Origin of the sequence: Polaromonas vacuolata (genome assembly GCF_012584515.1) — a bacterium.
GTDB lineage: Bacteria > Pseudomonadota > Gammaproteobacteria > Burkholderiales > Burkholderiaceae_C > Polaromonas > Polaromonas vacuolata.
Genome location: NZ_CP051461.1, coordinates 1,680,481 through 1,695,010, shown reverse-complemented (window position 1 = coordinate 1,695,010; position 14,530 = coordinate 1,680,481). Strand labels below are relative to the sequence as shown.

At 53.1% G+C, this 14,530-nt stretch carries 17 protein-coding genes; 7 read left to right on the top strand and 10 right to left on the bottom strand.

Annotated features, from left to right (window positions below; translation table 11 throughout):
* Positions 1–9: 9 nt before the first annotated feature.
* The 6 genes from HC248_RS07730 to rlmD all read left to right on the top strand — a co-directional run bounded on the left by HC248_RS07730 (position 10) and on the right by rlmD (position 4,674).
* Positions 10–708: a Fe2+-dependent dioxygenase gene (locus tag HC248_RS07730; RefSeq protein WP_168921989.1), complete on the top strand. Its 699-nt coding sequence runs from the start codon at positions 10–12 to the stop codon at positions 706–708.
* A gap of 180 nt (positions 709–888) precedes the next feature.
* Positions 889–1,647 (top strand): energy transducer TonB, encoded by a 759-nt coding sequence (locus tag HC248_RS07725; RefSeq protein ID WP_168921988.1) that lies wholly within the window; start codon positions 889–891, stop codon positions 1,645–1,647.
* Between the two features lie 80 nt (positions 1,648–1,727).
* Entirely contained in the window at positions 1,728–2,453 is a 726-nt protein-coding gene (locus tag HC248_RS07720; RefSeq protein ID WP_168921987.1) for a MotA/TolQ/ExbB proton channel family protein, read from the top strand.
* Between the two features lie 47 nt (positions 2,454–2,500).
* Positions 2,501–2,932, top strand: coding sequence for an ExbD/TolR family protein (locus HC248_RS07715; RefSeq protein WP_168921986.1), 432 nt, complete (start codon positions 2,501–2,503; stop codon positions 2,930–2,932).
* Positions 2,929–3,120 (top strand): hemin uptake protein HemP, encoded by a 192-nt coding sequence (gene hemP, locus HC248_RS07710; RefSeq protein WP_168921985.1) that lies wholly within the window; start codon positions 2,929–2,931, stop codon positions 3,118–3,120. Before HC248_RS07715 ends, hemP begins: the two co-directional genes overlap by 4 nt.
* A 51-nt stretch (positions 3,121–3,171) precedes the next feature.
* Positions 3,172–4,674, top strand: coding sequence for a 23S rRNA (uracil(1939)-C(5))-methyltransferase RlmD (gene rlmD / locus HC248_RS07705; RefSeq protein WP_168921984.1), 1,503 nt, complete (start codon positions 3,172–3,174; stop codon positions 4,672–4,674).
* On the opposite strand, the gene HC248_RS07700 is transcribed toward rlmD, so the two are convergent.
* The 7 genes from HC248_RS07700 to HC248_RS07670 form a co-directional block, all read right to left on the bottom strand.
* A complete protein-coding gene (locus HC248_RS07700) occupies positions 4,661–5,812 on the bottom strand; it encodes an HPP family protein (RefSeq protein WP_168921983.1) in 1,152 nt (383 codons plus the stop codon). The two genes, rlmD and HC248_RS07700, sit on opposite strands and share 14 nt — an antisense overlap.
* Positions 5,813–5,954: 142 nt before the next feature.
* Complete coding sequence (gene otnI / locus HC248_RS07695; protein WP_168921982.1) at positions 5,955–6,758, bottom strand: 2-oxo-tetronate isomerase; 804 nt, start codon at positions 6,756–6,758, stop codon at positions 5,955–5,957.
* 20 nt (positions 6,759–6,778) lie between these two features.
* Positions 6,779–7,435: a class II aldolase/adducin family protein gene (locus tag HC248_RS07690; RefSeq protein ID WP_168921981.1), complete on the bottom strand. Its 657-nt coding sequence runs from the start codon at positions 7,433–7,435 to the stop codon at positions 6,779–6,781.
* Positions 7,428–8,738, bottom strand: coding sequence for a 3-oxo-tetronate kinase (gene otnK, locus HC248_RS07685; RefSeq protein ID WP_168921980.1), 1,311 nt, complete (start codon positions 8,736–8,738; stop codon positions 7,428–7,430). Before otnK ends, HC248_RS07690 begins: the two co-directional genes overlap by 8 nt.
* A complete protein-coding gene (gene ltnD / locus HC248_RS07680) occupies positions 8,735–9,658 on the bottom strand; it encodes an L-threonate dehydrogenase (protein ID WP_272953643.1) in 924 nt (307 codons plus the stop codon). The genes otnK and ltnD overlap by 4 nt, the downstream gene beginning before the upstream one ends.
* 82 nt (positions 9,659–9,740) lie before the next feature.
* Positions 9,741–10,601: a FadR/GntR family transcriptional regulator gene (locus HC248_RS07675; protein WP_168921978.1), complete on the bottom strand. Its 861-nt coding sequence runs from the start codon at positions 10,599–10,601 to the stop codon at positions 9,741–9,743.
* Between the two features lie 161 nt (positions 10,602–10,762).
* A complete protein-coding gene (locus HC248_RS07670; protein WP_168921977.1) occupies positions 10,763–11,449 on the bottom strand; it encodes a Bax inhibitor-1/YccA family protein in 687 nt (228 codons plus the stop codon).
* 196 nt (positions 11,450–11,645) lie between these two features.
* On the opposite strand from HC248_RS07670, the gene HC248_RS07665 reads away from it, so the two are divergent.
* Entirely contained in the window at positions 11,646–12,053 is a 408-nt protein-coding gene (locus HC248_RS07665; protein WP_168921976.1) for a GlcG/HbpS family heme-binding protein, read from the top strand.
* 44 nt (positions 12,054–12,097) lie between these two features.
* On the opposite strand, the gene HC248_RS07660 is transcribed toward HC248_RS07665, so the two are convergent.
* The 3 genes from HC248_RS07660 to HC248_RS07650 form a co-directional block, all read right to left on the bottom strand.
* Entirely contained in the window at positions 12,098–12,586 is a 489-nt protein-coding gene (locus tag HC248_RS07660; RefSeq protein WP_420372002.1) for a C40 family peptidase, read from the bottom strand.
* A 33-nt stretch (positions 12,587–12,619) separates the two neighbouring features.
* The gene (locus tag HC248_RS07655) at positions 12,620–13,435 is read right to left on the bottom strand and encodes a peptidoglycan DD-metalloendopeptidase family protein (RefSeq protein ID WP_238342795.1); all 816 of its coding nucleotides are present in this window, start codon (positions 13,433–13,435) and stop codon (positions 12,620–12,622) included.
* 199 nt (positions 13,436–13,634) lie between these two features.
* On the bottom strand, positions 13,635–14,438 hold the full coding sequence (locus tag HC248_RS07650; protein ID WP_238342794.1) for a protein-L-isoaspartate(D-aspartate) O-methyltransferase: 804 nt from the start codon (positions 14,436–14,438) through the stop codon (positions 13,635–13,637).
* Between the last annotated feature and the right edge of the window lie 92 nt (positions 14,439–14,530).

Genomic DNA, 14,530 nt, shown 5'->3' with positions numbered 1-14,530 from the left:
GAATAAGGCGTGCGGTTAAAAATTGAAAACGCTTTGGAGTCCGGCGAGTTAGCCCGGGTAAGGGAGCTGATACTGTCGGCCAACTGGGCAGATGGCCGACTCACGGCTGGCAGTCAAAGTGGCGCGGTAAAAAATAACCGCCAGTTACCCGAGGATTCAGTCCAAGCCCAAGAAGCCAGACAAATCGTCTCCCAAGCATTGGCAAGAAACCCACGTTTTATCACCGCTGCATTGCCAAAAACAGTTTTCCCGCCTTTGTTTAATAGTTATAGCGGCAGCCAAAACTCCTTTGGTAACCATATTGACAATGCGGTACGTACCCACGCAGCCAGCGCCAGGCATGTGCGCACAGATATTTCATGCACGCTGTTTTTAAGCCCGCCTGACAGTTACGACGGCGGCGAGTTAGTAGTGCAAGCGAGTGATGGTGAGCAACGCATCAAACTCGCTGCTGGCGATCTGATGCTGTATTCCGGCAGCTCGGTACACCGAGTTGAACCGGTCACACGCGGTGAGCGCTTAGCCTGCTTTTTCTGGATTGAAAGCATGATTAGGCAGGACGACCAGCGCCAGTTGCTCTTCGACATGGACATGGCCATCACCTCATTAAGACAAAAGGACATGAATGCCGGCCAGCCTGAAGGTGAAGAAGTCATACAGCTCACTGGCAGCTATCACAACCTGCTGCGAATGTGGGCCCATGTCTGAAGTCAAAAGATAAAAATCAAAGATTCCAAATCTAAATGCGATTTATTCGCATTTGTAACCTATACTTAGAACAGATTAACAATCAAGGCAGTGGCATTGATTGCTGCCAGACCAGTTTCACACTTGCACTGCGACCAACACACTTGGCCAGCGATAAAGCCGATTCCTTAACAATTGACCATGAACCCAACTTTTCACACCACCGGCCAGCTTGACGTGGCTCACGCCTCAGATGCAAGCCGCATGGTTTGGATTGGGCTGCTGGTATTGTCAGCGCATGCGGGTCTGATTTGGGCCATACAAAATGAGATGTCGTTCAGGCCGCCGGAAGAAATCGTGATTCCAGTCACATTGCAGTCGGCCTTTGTTACACGCTCAGCGCCGGTTATGGCGACGCCTAAGTCAGAGCCTGAAGTAAAGACTAGCCCGGTAAAACCAGTACAAAAATCAAGGCCTGAGCCTAAGCCAGTATCAGCACCCAAGCCGACACCAGTACAAACACCAAAGTCACCAACACCAGCGCCGCAACCAGCGGCAACAGCAACGCCAGCAGCCACATCAACAGCTCCCGCTCAGAGCGCACAAGCCGCCGCCAACATCGCCCCTGCTACACCAGCGCCGGCTACGGTCAGCACAGCGCCAATAGCCCCGGCTGTGCAGCTGCCATCCAGCAATGCCGACTACCTCAAAAACCCGGCACCGGTCTACCCCGCGCTCAGCCTACGCATGAACGAGCAAGGTCAAAGTTTGGTCAAGGTGTTAATCGGCAGTGATGGCCAAGCCCAACGCGCAGAATTAGCCAAAAGTAGTGGCTACGACAGACTTGACCGTGCCGCTGTGGCAGCCGTATTGCAATGGCGCTTTGTACCCGGTAAGCGTGGCGGAATAGCCGAGGCCATGTGGTACCAAGTACCCATTAACTGGAAGCTGCGCGAATAAGCCGCTGAAGTCAGCCTATCGCCGCCCTATTCCACTATTCCACTTTTCCCCTATTTTTTTGATTCCAGGAGAGACCTTTCATGAATTCCCAATTCGGCCTAGCGCACCTATGGAGCCAAGGCGACATCGTCACCAAGACCGTAGCGCTGCTGCTACTCGTCATGTCACTGGCGTCTTGGCTGGTCATCATCATTAAGACGCTAGACCTTTTCAAATACAAAGCCATGACTGCGCGTAAGCAAGCTTTTTGGGAAAGCCAAGACTTCCAAGCCGGTTTAAATAGCTTGGGTAAAGAGGCCGGCAACCCACTACGCCAGCTCGCACTAGACGGCCGCGAAGCCGCTAGCCATCACAGCAACACACAAGCGCAACTGCGCGACGTGCTAGACCTGAGCGAGTGGGTCACGCGTGCACTGCGAAGCAGTCTGGATGACTTCACCGCTAAGCTGCAATCCGGTCTCGCCATCCTTGCCTCGGTTGGTTCGACTGCGCCTTTTGTCGGCCTTTTCGGCACCGTCTGGGGCATCTACCATGCGCTGTTGGCGATAGGTAGCTCCGGCCAAGTCGGCATAGATAAAGTCGCTGGCCCAATAGGCGAGGCGCTAGTCATGACTGCGCTGGGTTTGGCAGTCGCCATTCCCGCAGTGCTGGGCTACAACGCCTTGCTGCGCGGCAACAAAGGCGTGCTGCACAAGCTCAATCGCTTTGCCCACGACTTGCATGCTTACTTTCTCACCGGTGCTCGCGTCAATGCCATCAAAAACGGTAAGACTGATTCCAGCGATCAGCGCTTGCGCAAAGCCTAAGCACGAGCGAAATAACTCAGCTAAACCCAGCAGATACGGAGCACAAGATGGCTTTTGGAAGCACGCACTTTGGCAGCGATGAGGGCGACGAAGAGGTTATGAATGAAATCAACATGACGCCTATGGTGGACATCATGCTGGTGCTATTGATAATTTTCATCATCACCATTCCGGTGTTGAAAGACTCTATCAATATCAACTTGCCCGCCGCCAGCACGCAGCCGCAAAACATCAAGCCCGACACGTTAAGACTAAGCGTCAACGCAGAAGGGGCTTACTTCATCAACGATGCGCCTTTAACGGATGCGGCATTAGCCACCAGACTCAAGGCAGCGGCCGAACAAAGCCCGCAACCAGAACTGCATATTCGCGGCGATAAAAACGTGCGCTACGAGCGCATCGCCCAAGCCATGGCCACAGCGCAACAAGCTGGCCTTGGAAAAATAGGTTTTATCACTGAACCAGGAGCCAATCCATGATAGTTAGCCACACCGCCAACCACAGCCTTCATCAAGGCCACACCGGTCAGTCGCAGCACTCAAACCGCGCAGATTGCTTAGACAGTTACGCACTTTTGCGCGGCCAAAAAGCCGTAGAGATAAACCACAACGGTGCGACTTACAAACTGCAAACGACCAAATTAGGCAAGCTAATACTGACCAAATAAGCCTATGCAGACAAGCGCAAATGTCGTCTCGCGACCTGAGACAATCGCTGCATGTCAGAAGAAACCCAATCCCCAAAATCACCACAAAGTACGGTGCAAAGTACAGCCCAAAGCACAGCGCCAAAAGAGTACCCGCTAGACCTGCTGAGCATAGAGTCGCTGGATATCGAAGCCCAAGGCATAGCCCACAGGCCTGACGGCAAGGTGGTATTTATTGAAGGCGCGCTCCCTTTTGAGCTGGTCAGCGCCAGCGTCTACCGCAAAAAAGCCAGCTTTGAAAAAGCTACGCTATTGGCAGTGCACCGCGAATCTTCCCAACGCGTAAGACCCGCCTGCCCTAGCTTTGGCATGCATACCGGCGCATGCGGCGGCTGCAAAATGCAGCATTTGCATGTCAGCGCTCAAGTTGCTGTCAAGCAGCGAGTGTTGGAAGACAACTTACTCCACATAGGCAAACTCAAATCCGACAACCTGCTACGCTCTATCGAAGGCCCGGCGTGGAACTACCGCTACCGCGCCCGCCTGTCAGTGCGCTATGTGCGTAAAAAAGGCACGGTATTAGTTGGTTTTCATGAACGCAAAAGCGCTTATGTAGCTGACATGAGCGAATGCCATGTATTGCCCAAACATGTGAGCGACATGCTGCTGCCGCTGCGCGCATTGATCTCCAGCATGGATGCGAAAGAAACGATTCCGCAAATCGAGCTAGCCTGCGGCGACTCTGTGACCGCCTTGGTACTGCGCCACATGCAAGACTTAAGTGACACCGACTTGACCCGCTTGCGCGCTTTTGCCGTGCAAACACCAGGCGTGCAGTGGTGGCTGCAATCGGGTGGGTTAGAGACTGTAGTGTTGCTTGACGATGCGACCGAAGAGTTGAACTACGGCTTGCCAGAGTTTGGCGTTGTCATGCCGTTTAGACCGACTGACTTTACCCAAGTCAACCCACACATCAACCAAGTACTGGTGTCACGCGCACTTAGACTGCTGGCAGTGCAGCCGCACGAGCGCGTGATTGACTGGTTTTGCGGTCTGGGTAACTTCACCTTGCCGCTGGCTACACGGGCTCAATCTGTGCTCGGCATTGAAGGCAGCGAAGCACTGGTGGCACGCTCGCGCGAGAACTATCTTAAAAACCAAGCAGCACGCATAGATCGTCACGCCTTAGCGCCCACCAGTTTCGAAGTGCGCAATTTATTCGAGATGACGCCGGCCCTGTTAAGCCGTGACGGCAGAGCTGACAAATGGCTGGTTGACCCACCGCGCGAAGGCGCGTTTGAATTATTCAAGTCACTCGCCGCACTGCACCAGCAACTGCTCACCGGTGTGCCTTGTGACGATGGCGTACATCAGCAAGCGCTAGCGCTGGGCAACTGGCAAATGCCAGAGCGAATTGTCTACGTCAGCTGCAACCCTGCAACCTTGGCACGCGATGCTGGCGTGCTGGTGGACAGCGGCGCCTACCGCTGCAGTTCAGCTGGCGTGATCAATATGTTTCCGCATACCGCACACGTGGAATCAATTGCGGTGTTTGACCGCATCAAACCTCAGTAGCCGACTGGATGCTTAAAATTTTGAGCATGGCTTTCACAAAATCTGACTGAGTGACTATGCCGACGAGTTTTTCGTCAGCATTGATCACCGGAATGTGGTGATGGCCTTCTAGCTCGAATAGTGTGATCAGGTCAGCCAAGTTGCTATCGGCACTGATCACACGTACGTTAGAACTCATAATCTCACCCACAGTGTTGGAGTGAACAACCTTTTTAGCGCTTTTTTTCCAGTTGCTAAAGCGCAAAACGCCGCGCAGTCTTTGCCCAAAGCTGAGGTGAAAATCAACTGCGGCATGAAGTACAAAGTCCCCCAAAGTGATGATGCCCACCACTCGGTCTTGTTTGTCCACCACCGGCATAGCCTTGATATGTTTGTCGCGCAACATTTTCCAAGCCGACTCCAATGAAAAATTGGCCTCCACACAATGCATACTCGGCGACATGATGGACTCGCAGCTGGCTTGTTTTAGCTTATTTTTGTAGGCTATTGTTTCAATTTGATCGACCAAGTTAGCCAAGTCCTGCCGGTTCACATCTACGATGCCGCCGTAGTTGGCCAGCACTCGGTCTACATCAACAAGCGACGAGCTCTCAGCGCTAGGCGCGGCTTCTCCATTTGCAAGTCTGGACAAGGCCCGGTGCGGGTAAACCTGCCGCGTAAATTTTCCGTAGATTACCGCTGTCGCAATCAACACCAACACCCCGCAAGCGACCGGAAACAAGGCGTACTCGAAGGCTTGAATGCCGCTAATCGCCACAAACAGCGCTGTCGCTGCGGCCGGTGGGTGCAAGCACCTGAGTAAAAACATGGCCAATATGGACAGGCTCACTGCGGTGGGCAACAGCAACTCTGGCACAGGAATTAGCCTGACGCAGGCAATCCCTATCAGGGCAGAAACCACATGGCCGCCCAAAGCGGCCCAAGGCTGCGCTAGAGCGCTAGAAGGAACGACAAAAATCAGAAAGCCGGTAGCACCCAGCGGTGCGAGTATCCAAACATGCATGCCCGTCATATGACCTATGGCTTTGCCGGCCAGATAAACCGCCAAGATGCCGATAAAAGCGCCTACGCAAGAGCGCAGTCTTTCTGGCCAAGCCACAGTAGATTGAACCGGGCCAAACCAAGACAAATATTTCATGTGAACGTTGGGTCAATCTTCGCGACTACAAATTCTGACGTACTAAGCGCTTACGCCCAAATCGATAAGATGACCGTTAAAAAAATACGATTGTAGGCGTGCACTATTCGCACTCGCCTTTGAAGAAAATCTCAACCACAGATCAATGCCAAGTCAGCGCTTTAAACCAGCCCAATCCATCGCTAGTACCGTCAGCTACAGCACCGCGCTTAGGTCGGTATTCACAACCCACATGACCGTCATAGCCGAGCTCATCGATTAGCGCAAACAAATACGGATAGTTAACCTCGCCAATGTCAGGCTCATGCCGCGCTGGCACGCCAGCGATTTGCAAATGGCCCACGCGACCAGTAGGCAGGTATTGGCGTAGCTTCATGGCTAAGTCGCCCTCACTGATTTGGCAGTGGTACAAATCCATTTGTACTTTGAGGTTGGGTGCATCAATTGCCTGCACAATTTCATGCGCTTGGTCTTGGCGATGGAGGAAAAAGCCCGGCATGTCGCGCGCGTTAATCGGCTCAATCAGCACGTCTATATTTTCAAGACCGGCCTGCTCTGCGGCCCACTTCAAGTTTGATATATAGGTTGCAAGCAAGCGTTCTGGGTCAATACCGTCTGGCACCAAGCCGGCCATCACGTGAATGCGTGGGCAGCCAAGCGTTTTGGCGTAGTCAATCGCCTTTAAAAATCCTTCTCTAAACTCGACTTGGCGATCTGGTAAACAGCAAATACCGCGCTCGCCTGCATCCCAGTCACCCGGAGGGGCGTTAAACAGCACTTGTTGCAACTGGTGTTGTTTAAGTTGCGCCGCTAAATCGGCGGCACTAAAGGCGTAGGGAAATAGGTATTCCACTGCGCTAAAACCGTCGGCTGCGGCTGCGGCGAATCGGTCCATAAAAGCCAGCTCGGGGTAAAGCATGCTGAGGTTGGCTGCAAATTTCGGCATTTTTTATCCTTTAAATATTTTTACCAACTGGCGCCAAAGTTATCCCGTAGCGCTTGTATTTGTTCTTCTGTCAGCGGCTCTGACTTGTGCATTAACCACAGCCGAGCAGTTTCTTCCAACTCCTCTAGCACGGCACTGGCTTGGGCCAGTGTTTCGTGCCAGACGTTAGGCCCTAGTCGAGACAGCATCACTGCCCTTATAGGTGTTTTTTTATCCGCCATGGTTTTGATTTTTTCAGCCACTAAATCGCCCACCTTGGGGTCACCCGGCCGGTGGTAATCAATCAAGGGAACGTGACCGACCTTCATCACAAAATAAGGTGTGAGCGGCGGCAATATATCGTCTGCATGCCAGACGCCTTGAAATGTGAGCGCCACCAAATGCGTGCTGTGGGTGTGTATGACGCACTGGGCATTGGGAGTGGCCGCGTAAATCGCCCGGTGCAGGGCAATCGTTTTAGAAGCGCGTGCGCCGCTTAATTGTTGGCCTTGCGCGTCGAGCTTAGCCAAGCTGAGCGGATCTAAACGCCCCAAACAAGCATCGGTAGGCGTGATTAAAAAACCTTGATCGTCAGGCAGTCGCACGCTGATATTGCCAGCGCTGGCATGCACATAGCCGCGCGCATACAAAGACGCGCCTACGCTGCAGATTTCTTGCCGCAGTTCGGACTCAGTCATGCAAAACGGCAAATGCCTGCGTGAAGAAATCCACACCGCCAAAATTGCCGGACTTAAGCGCCAGATGCAATGGCTGCTGCGCGCCATTGCTGGCAAAAGTCCAAGGTACACCGGGCGCGATTTGCGGGCCAATGGCGAGTTGCGTCACGCCAAGCGCTTGCACGACAGCGCCAGAAGTCTCGCCACCCGCGACGACCAGTTGGCGCACGCCTAGCGCCAGTAGACCTTTGGCAATACTGGCTAAGGCAGCTTCGACTAAAGAGCCGGCTTTTTCTACGCCCAATTGGGCTTGCACATCCTTCACAGCGGCGGGTTCGGCCGTCGCATAAATCAGCAGAGGCGCGGGATTCTCTACCGTCAGCAGCGGCTTAGCCCAAGCCAAGGCATGCGCGACTAAATCTTCGCCACGCGCCAAGGCCAATGCATCGACACGAAAACTGGCGCAGCCTAACTGCTGAAAATGCGTCACCTGTGCGTTGGTTGCGAGTGAGCAACTGCCCGAAATAATGGCTTTAAAACCTTTTGCAAGCGGCAACTTATCAGCAGCAGCGGCAGGACCTAAAGCGCCGTTGGCACGCCAGTTTTGCGGCAGACCAATAGCAATGCCAGAGCCAGCAGTCACCAACGGCATACCCGCCAGCGCTTGGCCAAGCGTGAGTAAATCGGCGTTAGAAATCGCATCCAAAACCGCCACCTCAACACCATCGGCTTGGAGTTGTGCAAAACGCTCACGCACAGCCTCGGCGCCACGCGCGACTACGTCGTAGCTCAACAAACCCACTTTGAGTGTGGTTTGTTTTTGCAATACGCTGACCAAATTAGCATCCAGCATGGGGGTGAGCGGGTGATTGCGCATGCCGCTATCAGACAGCAACTGATCACCGACAAAAAGATGGCCTTTAAACACCGTGCGCAGAGCCTCGGGAAAAGCCGGACAGGCAACTGTGAAACGGCTTTGCAAAGCCGCCATTAGCGCTTGCGTTACCGGGCCAATATTGCCCTCGGCAGTGGAATCAAAAGTGGAGCAGTACTTGAAGTAAATCTGCTCAGCGCCCTGACTTTTAAGCCATTTCAAAGCGGCCAAGGATTGCGCGACTGCGTCTTGCGGCGAAATCGTACGCGACTTGAGCGCCACCACAATCGCATCGGGACCTTCTTGATCGTCACTGGCTAAATCAACACTGGGCACGCCAATGGTTTGCACTGTGCTCATTCCGGCACGTACCAAATTGTTGGCCAAGTCAGTCGCGCCGGTGAAATCGTCGGCGATGCAACCCAGCAAAAGCCGGCGCTTGGCCGTCATTTCGCAGCTGGCAAATCAATGCCTGGGAATATTTTGATAACTGCAGAATCGTCTTCACGACCATGACCAGCACTCGACGCCTGCATAAACATCTGGTGCGCGGTTGCTGACAAGGGCAGTGGGAATTTGCTGGCGCGGGCAGTATCGAGCACCAAGCCCAAATCTTTCACAAAAATATCCACCGCCGAAAGCGGCGTGTAGTCACCCGCCAGCACGTGGGCCATGCGATTTTCAAACATCCAGCTATTGCCGGCGCTGTGGGTGATGACTTCGTAAAGCGCGTCAGCCGCAACGCCTTCGCGCAAGCCCAGCGCCATGGCTTCTGCAGCGGCAGCGATATGCACGCCGGCGAGCAACTGGTTAATGATTTTGACTTTGCTGCCGGGGCCAGCGGCGTCGCCGAGTTTGTAGACCTTGGCCGCCATTGCGTCCAGCGCAGCACCGGCTTTGGCATATGCCGCTGGGCTGCCAGCACTCATCATGGTCATCTCGCCAGATGCGGCCTTGGCCGCGCCGCCCGAGATAGGCGCATCGATGTAGAGCAAACCCATATCGGCCAGACGTTTTTCCATCGCGATAGACCAGTTGGGGTCTACCGTTGAACACATTACAAACACGCTGCCGCGGCGCATGGCGGCGGCAGCGCCGTTCTCACCAAACAGAAGTTGTTCGGTTTGAGCTGCATTGACTACAACGCTGACCACGATTTCGCAATGCTCAGCGACCGCCGCAGGGGTCGCGCAAGCCACACCGCCAACAGCTGCAAAAGCTTGTGCAGCTTCAGTGCGCACATCACAGACATGAACCGAATAGCCTTTTCTGCGCAGCGACTGCGCCATGCCTAAGCCCATTGCGCCAAGACCAATCAGGCCTATTTTTTCAGTCATGTGATGTTTTCCTTGCGGTTCAGCCTGCGCCAAGCAAACAAAACTTCGGCTTACAGACCGAATAATTTATAAATATTGACGCAAATTTTAAATTTGTCATACAACTTTAACAGACTCAGGTACTCGTATTACTAGGGGTTTTTCGTGCTGATGGGTTTTTACGTTTGGGTTTATCCATGACCAAGGGCAAGTCCAACTCGACCAACAAGCGGCTGGCTAACTGACTGCCTTGCACCTGCCAAAAGGACGGATCCGCGCTGCGAATACGGCGTGCGGCATTGACCATATGCGCAGCACCTGCGTCTCTTGCCGCATCACTGTCGCCGGCCACGATCGCTTTCACGATCAAATCGTGCTCAGACAATACCTGCTGCGCAAAATCAGCTCGTATCGCTTCATTGGCGCGGGTCACCCGGGTGGCATCTAGCAAAAACTGATTCAAATAGGCCAGCGTCGCGAGTAAAAAAGGATTGCGTGCGGCAGTCGCAATCGCGCTGTGAAAAGCAACATCTTGCAGCACACCGTCGCCGCCCTCGGCGACAGCGCGTTCGAGTTTTAACAACGCAGACTTGATATGCCGAATATCCTGAGCCGTGCGCCGGCTGGCGGCAAGTCCGGCGGACTCCGCTTCCAAAGCACGCCTGACTTCGACCATTTGCATCACCGCATCAATCGAGCCGTCAGGCGTCAAGACCAGCTGGGTTTTAAGTGTTGAAAGCCGCTGCATGACATAAGCACCAGAGCCTTGACGCGATTCAATCAGGCCCAGCATTTTCAGCCGCGAAAGCGCCTCTCTGACCACGGTGCGACTCACGCTAAAGCGTTCAGTGAGTTGACCCTCAGTTGGTAAGCGTTGACCAACCTCAAACTGACCATCACTGATACTGGCAGTTAAAGCATCAGCGAGTTGCTCTGAGAGTCTTGCGGTGACACGGGGAACAGGGGATTTGGGAGGGGGCGGGCTGACAGGCTTCATGTTTGGAGAATGTAACCCGTTTGCAGTTGGCGCTTGCGAGATAGTCAAAAAAGCAGCGCCCATCGCTCGTTCAATCTTGCTAAATGGCGCAATCAAAAACAAAAAAAGGACCATGAGGTCCTTTTTTTGTTTAGTGAAGTGCTGCGTTAGCAGCGACTCAATTAGTCTCTCTCACCACCAAAAATACCCAGCAGCATCAGCAAGCCTTGGAACACATTAAACAAATCCAAATACAAAGACAGCGTCGCGCTGATGTAGTTGGTTTCGCCGCCGTCCAAAATTTGCTTCAGGTCGTACAGCATATAGGCGCTGAAAATTGCGATCACGCCAACCGACAAAGCCATCATGCCGGCTGATGAGCCAACAAATACGTTGATGATGCCGCCGACCATCAGAACGATAGCGCCAACAAACAACCATTTACCCATGCCAGATATATCGCGCTTAATCACGCTAGCCAACGTCGCCATAACGAAGAAAACGCCAGCTGTGCCGCCCATGGCGGTCATGACTAAAGCGGAGCCATTACTAAAACCTAAAATCATTCCAATCATGCGCGACAGCATTAGGCCCATGAAAAAGGTAAAGCCCAGCAGTACCGGAACGCCAGCGGGTGAGTTTTTGGTTTTTTCGATAGCGTAGATAAAACCGAAAGCGCCACCCAAGAAAACAATTAAGCCAAGTCCGCCGCTTAAAGCCTGAGTGATGCCAGAAGCCAATCCAACCCAAGCACCCAAAACTGTGGGTAGCATGCTTAGCGCGAGCAGCCAGTATGTATTGCGCATGACGCGGTTGCGCTGCGCCCCAGCTGAGGCAGCGTAGTCAAGCGTGTTGCTGTTGTCATTCATGATTAGTCTCCAGAAAAAATGCGTTTGCACATATTAATATTCTATGGGCTATACACCTTTTTTCAAGCTATGTGGGCATTAGACTTCCTACTTTTTGTAAGCAGAGTTGCATCAAACCAGTGAGCAATCGAAAAGCAAAGCCACGCAAAAGGTAGCTATGCTTAAAGCTTCTTTGCAACTATGAGATGAAATACCCATGAAGACAAAAGCCTTTCTAGAATCCGCCGACATCAAACTAATTGCCGCCGCTGCCGAAGCCGAAGCCTTAAAGAACAACTGGGCTGTGACCATAGCCATCGTCGACGATGGTGGCCACTTGCTCAACCTGCATCGCCTTGACGGCGCACCACCCGTGTCCTCGCACATTGCACCGGCTAAAGCCAACACAGCGGCCATGGGTCGCCGCGAAAGCAAGGTCTATGAAGACACCATCAACGGTGGCCGCATGTCCTTTCTGAGCGCACCCTACATTCAGGGCATGCTCGAAGGGGGCGTTCCCATCATGAAAGACGGTCAGTGCTTGGGCGCTGTCGGTGTGAGCGGTGTGAAGTCGAACGAAGACGCACAAATTGCGCGTGCAGGTATTGCGGCTATCGGCCTTTAAGCTGCGTTTTATCTGCGTTTTACTGACTAAAAAAACTGCTCAGCTCAAGGCCGGCGATAAGCCAGCCTTTGCGCTGACCAATATTTTGAATTTAATGAGTCCAGCCTGACGTCACCACCGGATGATGGCGCATGCACAAACCGGTTGTCTCCGACATAAATCCCGGCATGGCCATCGCCAAAAAAGATTAAGTCGCCGGAGCGAATATCAACCCTAGCAACCGATTGACCCCACTCGCTGAGCTGTGACACGGTTCGCGGCGGCACAATTCCGGTACGCGCTTTAAAGACATAACCAATCAGGCCGCTACAGTCAAAACCTGACTCTGGCGTGTTACCGCCATAACGGTAAGGCGTACCAACCAAACCTAATGCATAAATCGTCAGATCAGCCGCTTGAGCCGGCGTTATCTCAAACGAAGCCTTACCGATGAAAGGTGAGCGCGACTGAACGCTGGGTGAAGATGCACAGCCCGTCAACAACAATAGCAAACCAACGCCGGCACACAGACAAAAGCTTTTGAGCACAGTCAAACTTTTTAATCTGTGAGCGGCAATCACTAACAATTATTTTCCTGGTAAATATTTGGCTGGGTCGACTGGCTTGCCCTGACGTCGAAGCTCAAAGTGCAACTTAACTCGATCAGAATCACTGCTTCCCATTTCTGCAATTTTCTGACCTTTTTTAACGTTCTGGTCTTCTTTAACCAGCAGCGTTTGATTGTGCGCATAGGCGGTCAAATAAGTATTGTTGTGCTTAAGAATAATTAAGTTTCCGTAACCACGCAAACCGGCACCCGAGTAAACCACGCGCCCATCAGCCGACGCAATCACTGCGTCGCCAGCGTTACCACCAATATCAAGTCCCTTATTTTTTGACTCATCAAAGCCTGCTAGGACGGTGCCCTTAGCGGGCCAAATCCAAGCTAACTCATCATCGCCACCGGTAGGCGTTGATGAATTGGAAGCTGGCGCAGCTGCTGTGGTTGGCGCAACGGGCCCAGAAGCCGGCTGTGCCGGTGGCAAAGCTTTGCTAGTCATGGCAGTGCTCGCCACTGGTGAGCTAACCGGCTTGGTGCTGGACGCAGTCACCGCGTCTGATGAAGGTGGCGACAAGCGCACGACTTGACCGACCTCTATCTGGTTAGGATTTTCAAGGTTGTTCCAGCGTGCAATATCGCGCCAGTTATGGCCGCTATCCAAGCCGATACGAATCAAAGTGTCGCCAGGACGAATCGTGTAGTAGCCCGGTTTTCCCGCATTTTCCGAACCCAATAAGGGCTTGATGCTGGCATCGATCACGCTGGCAGCACTTGAAGAGCCGGCACGAACTTCGACCGGCGCTTTGTTCAAGGATGTGCCACAGGCCACCAAAAGAGCCATGCTAGCGCCAACAGCACACGGCAAGGCTAAGCGGCGCAAAGCACTTTTGAGGTTGAAAAAGGAGAAAGGTTTGACCATGGTGCAAGCCCTTGTTGAATTCATTGCTTCTTTCAAATTCTTAAAGTAGAAGTACCGGAACAGACTCCAAAAAATGTGGAACTGCTGCTCAACGGATGCGTAGAAAATGTTTAGTGAAAGGTTAACTAATGCCTGATTTTAGGGGTACAAATTTAACCGCCTCCAGCACGCTGTGCTGAAGGCCGTTTGGGGTCTTGTCAACCACCACCAAAGCCTGCACGCCGTGACTGGTTTCCAAGGGAGCGACCAAGCGTCCACCCATGGCTAATTGATCTGTCCAAGCCGTCGGCAAAGCCGCACCGCCAGCGGCGGCAATAATGGCCGCATAGGGCGCACCGCGGGGATAAGCCAGCATGCCATCGCCAAAAATTAAATGCACATTGAGCAAACGAAAGTCTCGCAAATTGTCACGCGCCTTGTCATGCAAACCACGTAATCGCTCCATGCTATAGACCTCGGTAGCGAGTTGGCCCAACAACGCCGCTTGGTAGCCGCATCCCGTGCCTATCTCTAAAACTCGGCCTAGCTTGCCAGATTGGCCATGCAGCAAAAGCTCAAGCATGCGCGCCACCACATTGGGTTTTGAAATAGTTTGCCCCAAACCGATGGGTAAGCTGGTTTCCTCATAGCCTTGGTTGGCCAAAGCGGTGTCGACAAAACGATGACGTTCTATGCAGCCCATCGCTGCCAATACCCGTACATCAATAACGCCTTGAGTCATTAAGTTTTGCACCATACGAGCACGCAGCGCCAGAAAAGACTGTGCATCGGTATGACCAAAGCTAGGCGTTTTGGTTTTGTTGGCTAATTTAATTGCCGTGGTTTGCGCATTGATTAGCGGCCTAGGACTGGCTAACAAAGACGAAGGCGCAGTGCGCACAAACATTTTTTTGCTCGCTGACGGAGTACCGTAATCGGCCGGCATTCGCAGCGGAAAGCCGGGCCTGCTCGGGGCTTCTGGCGGTAAAGGCACGCTGCTCAACGCCAAAGGCGTGCGGTTGAGCGGGAATGCCTTTT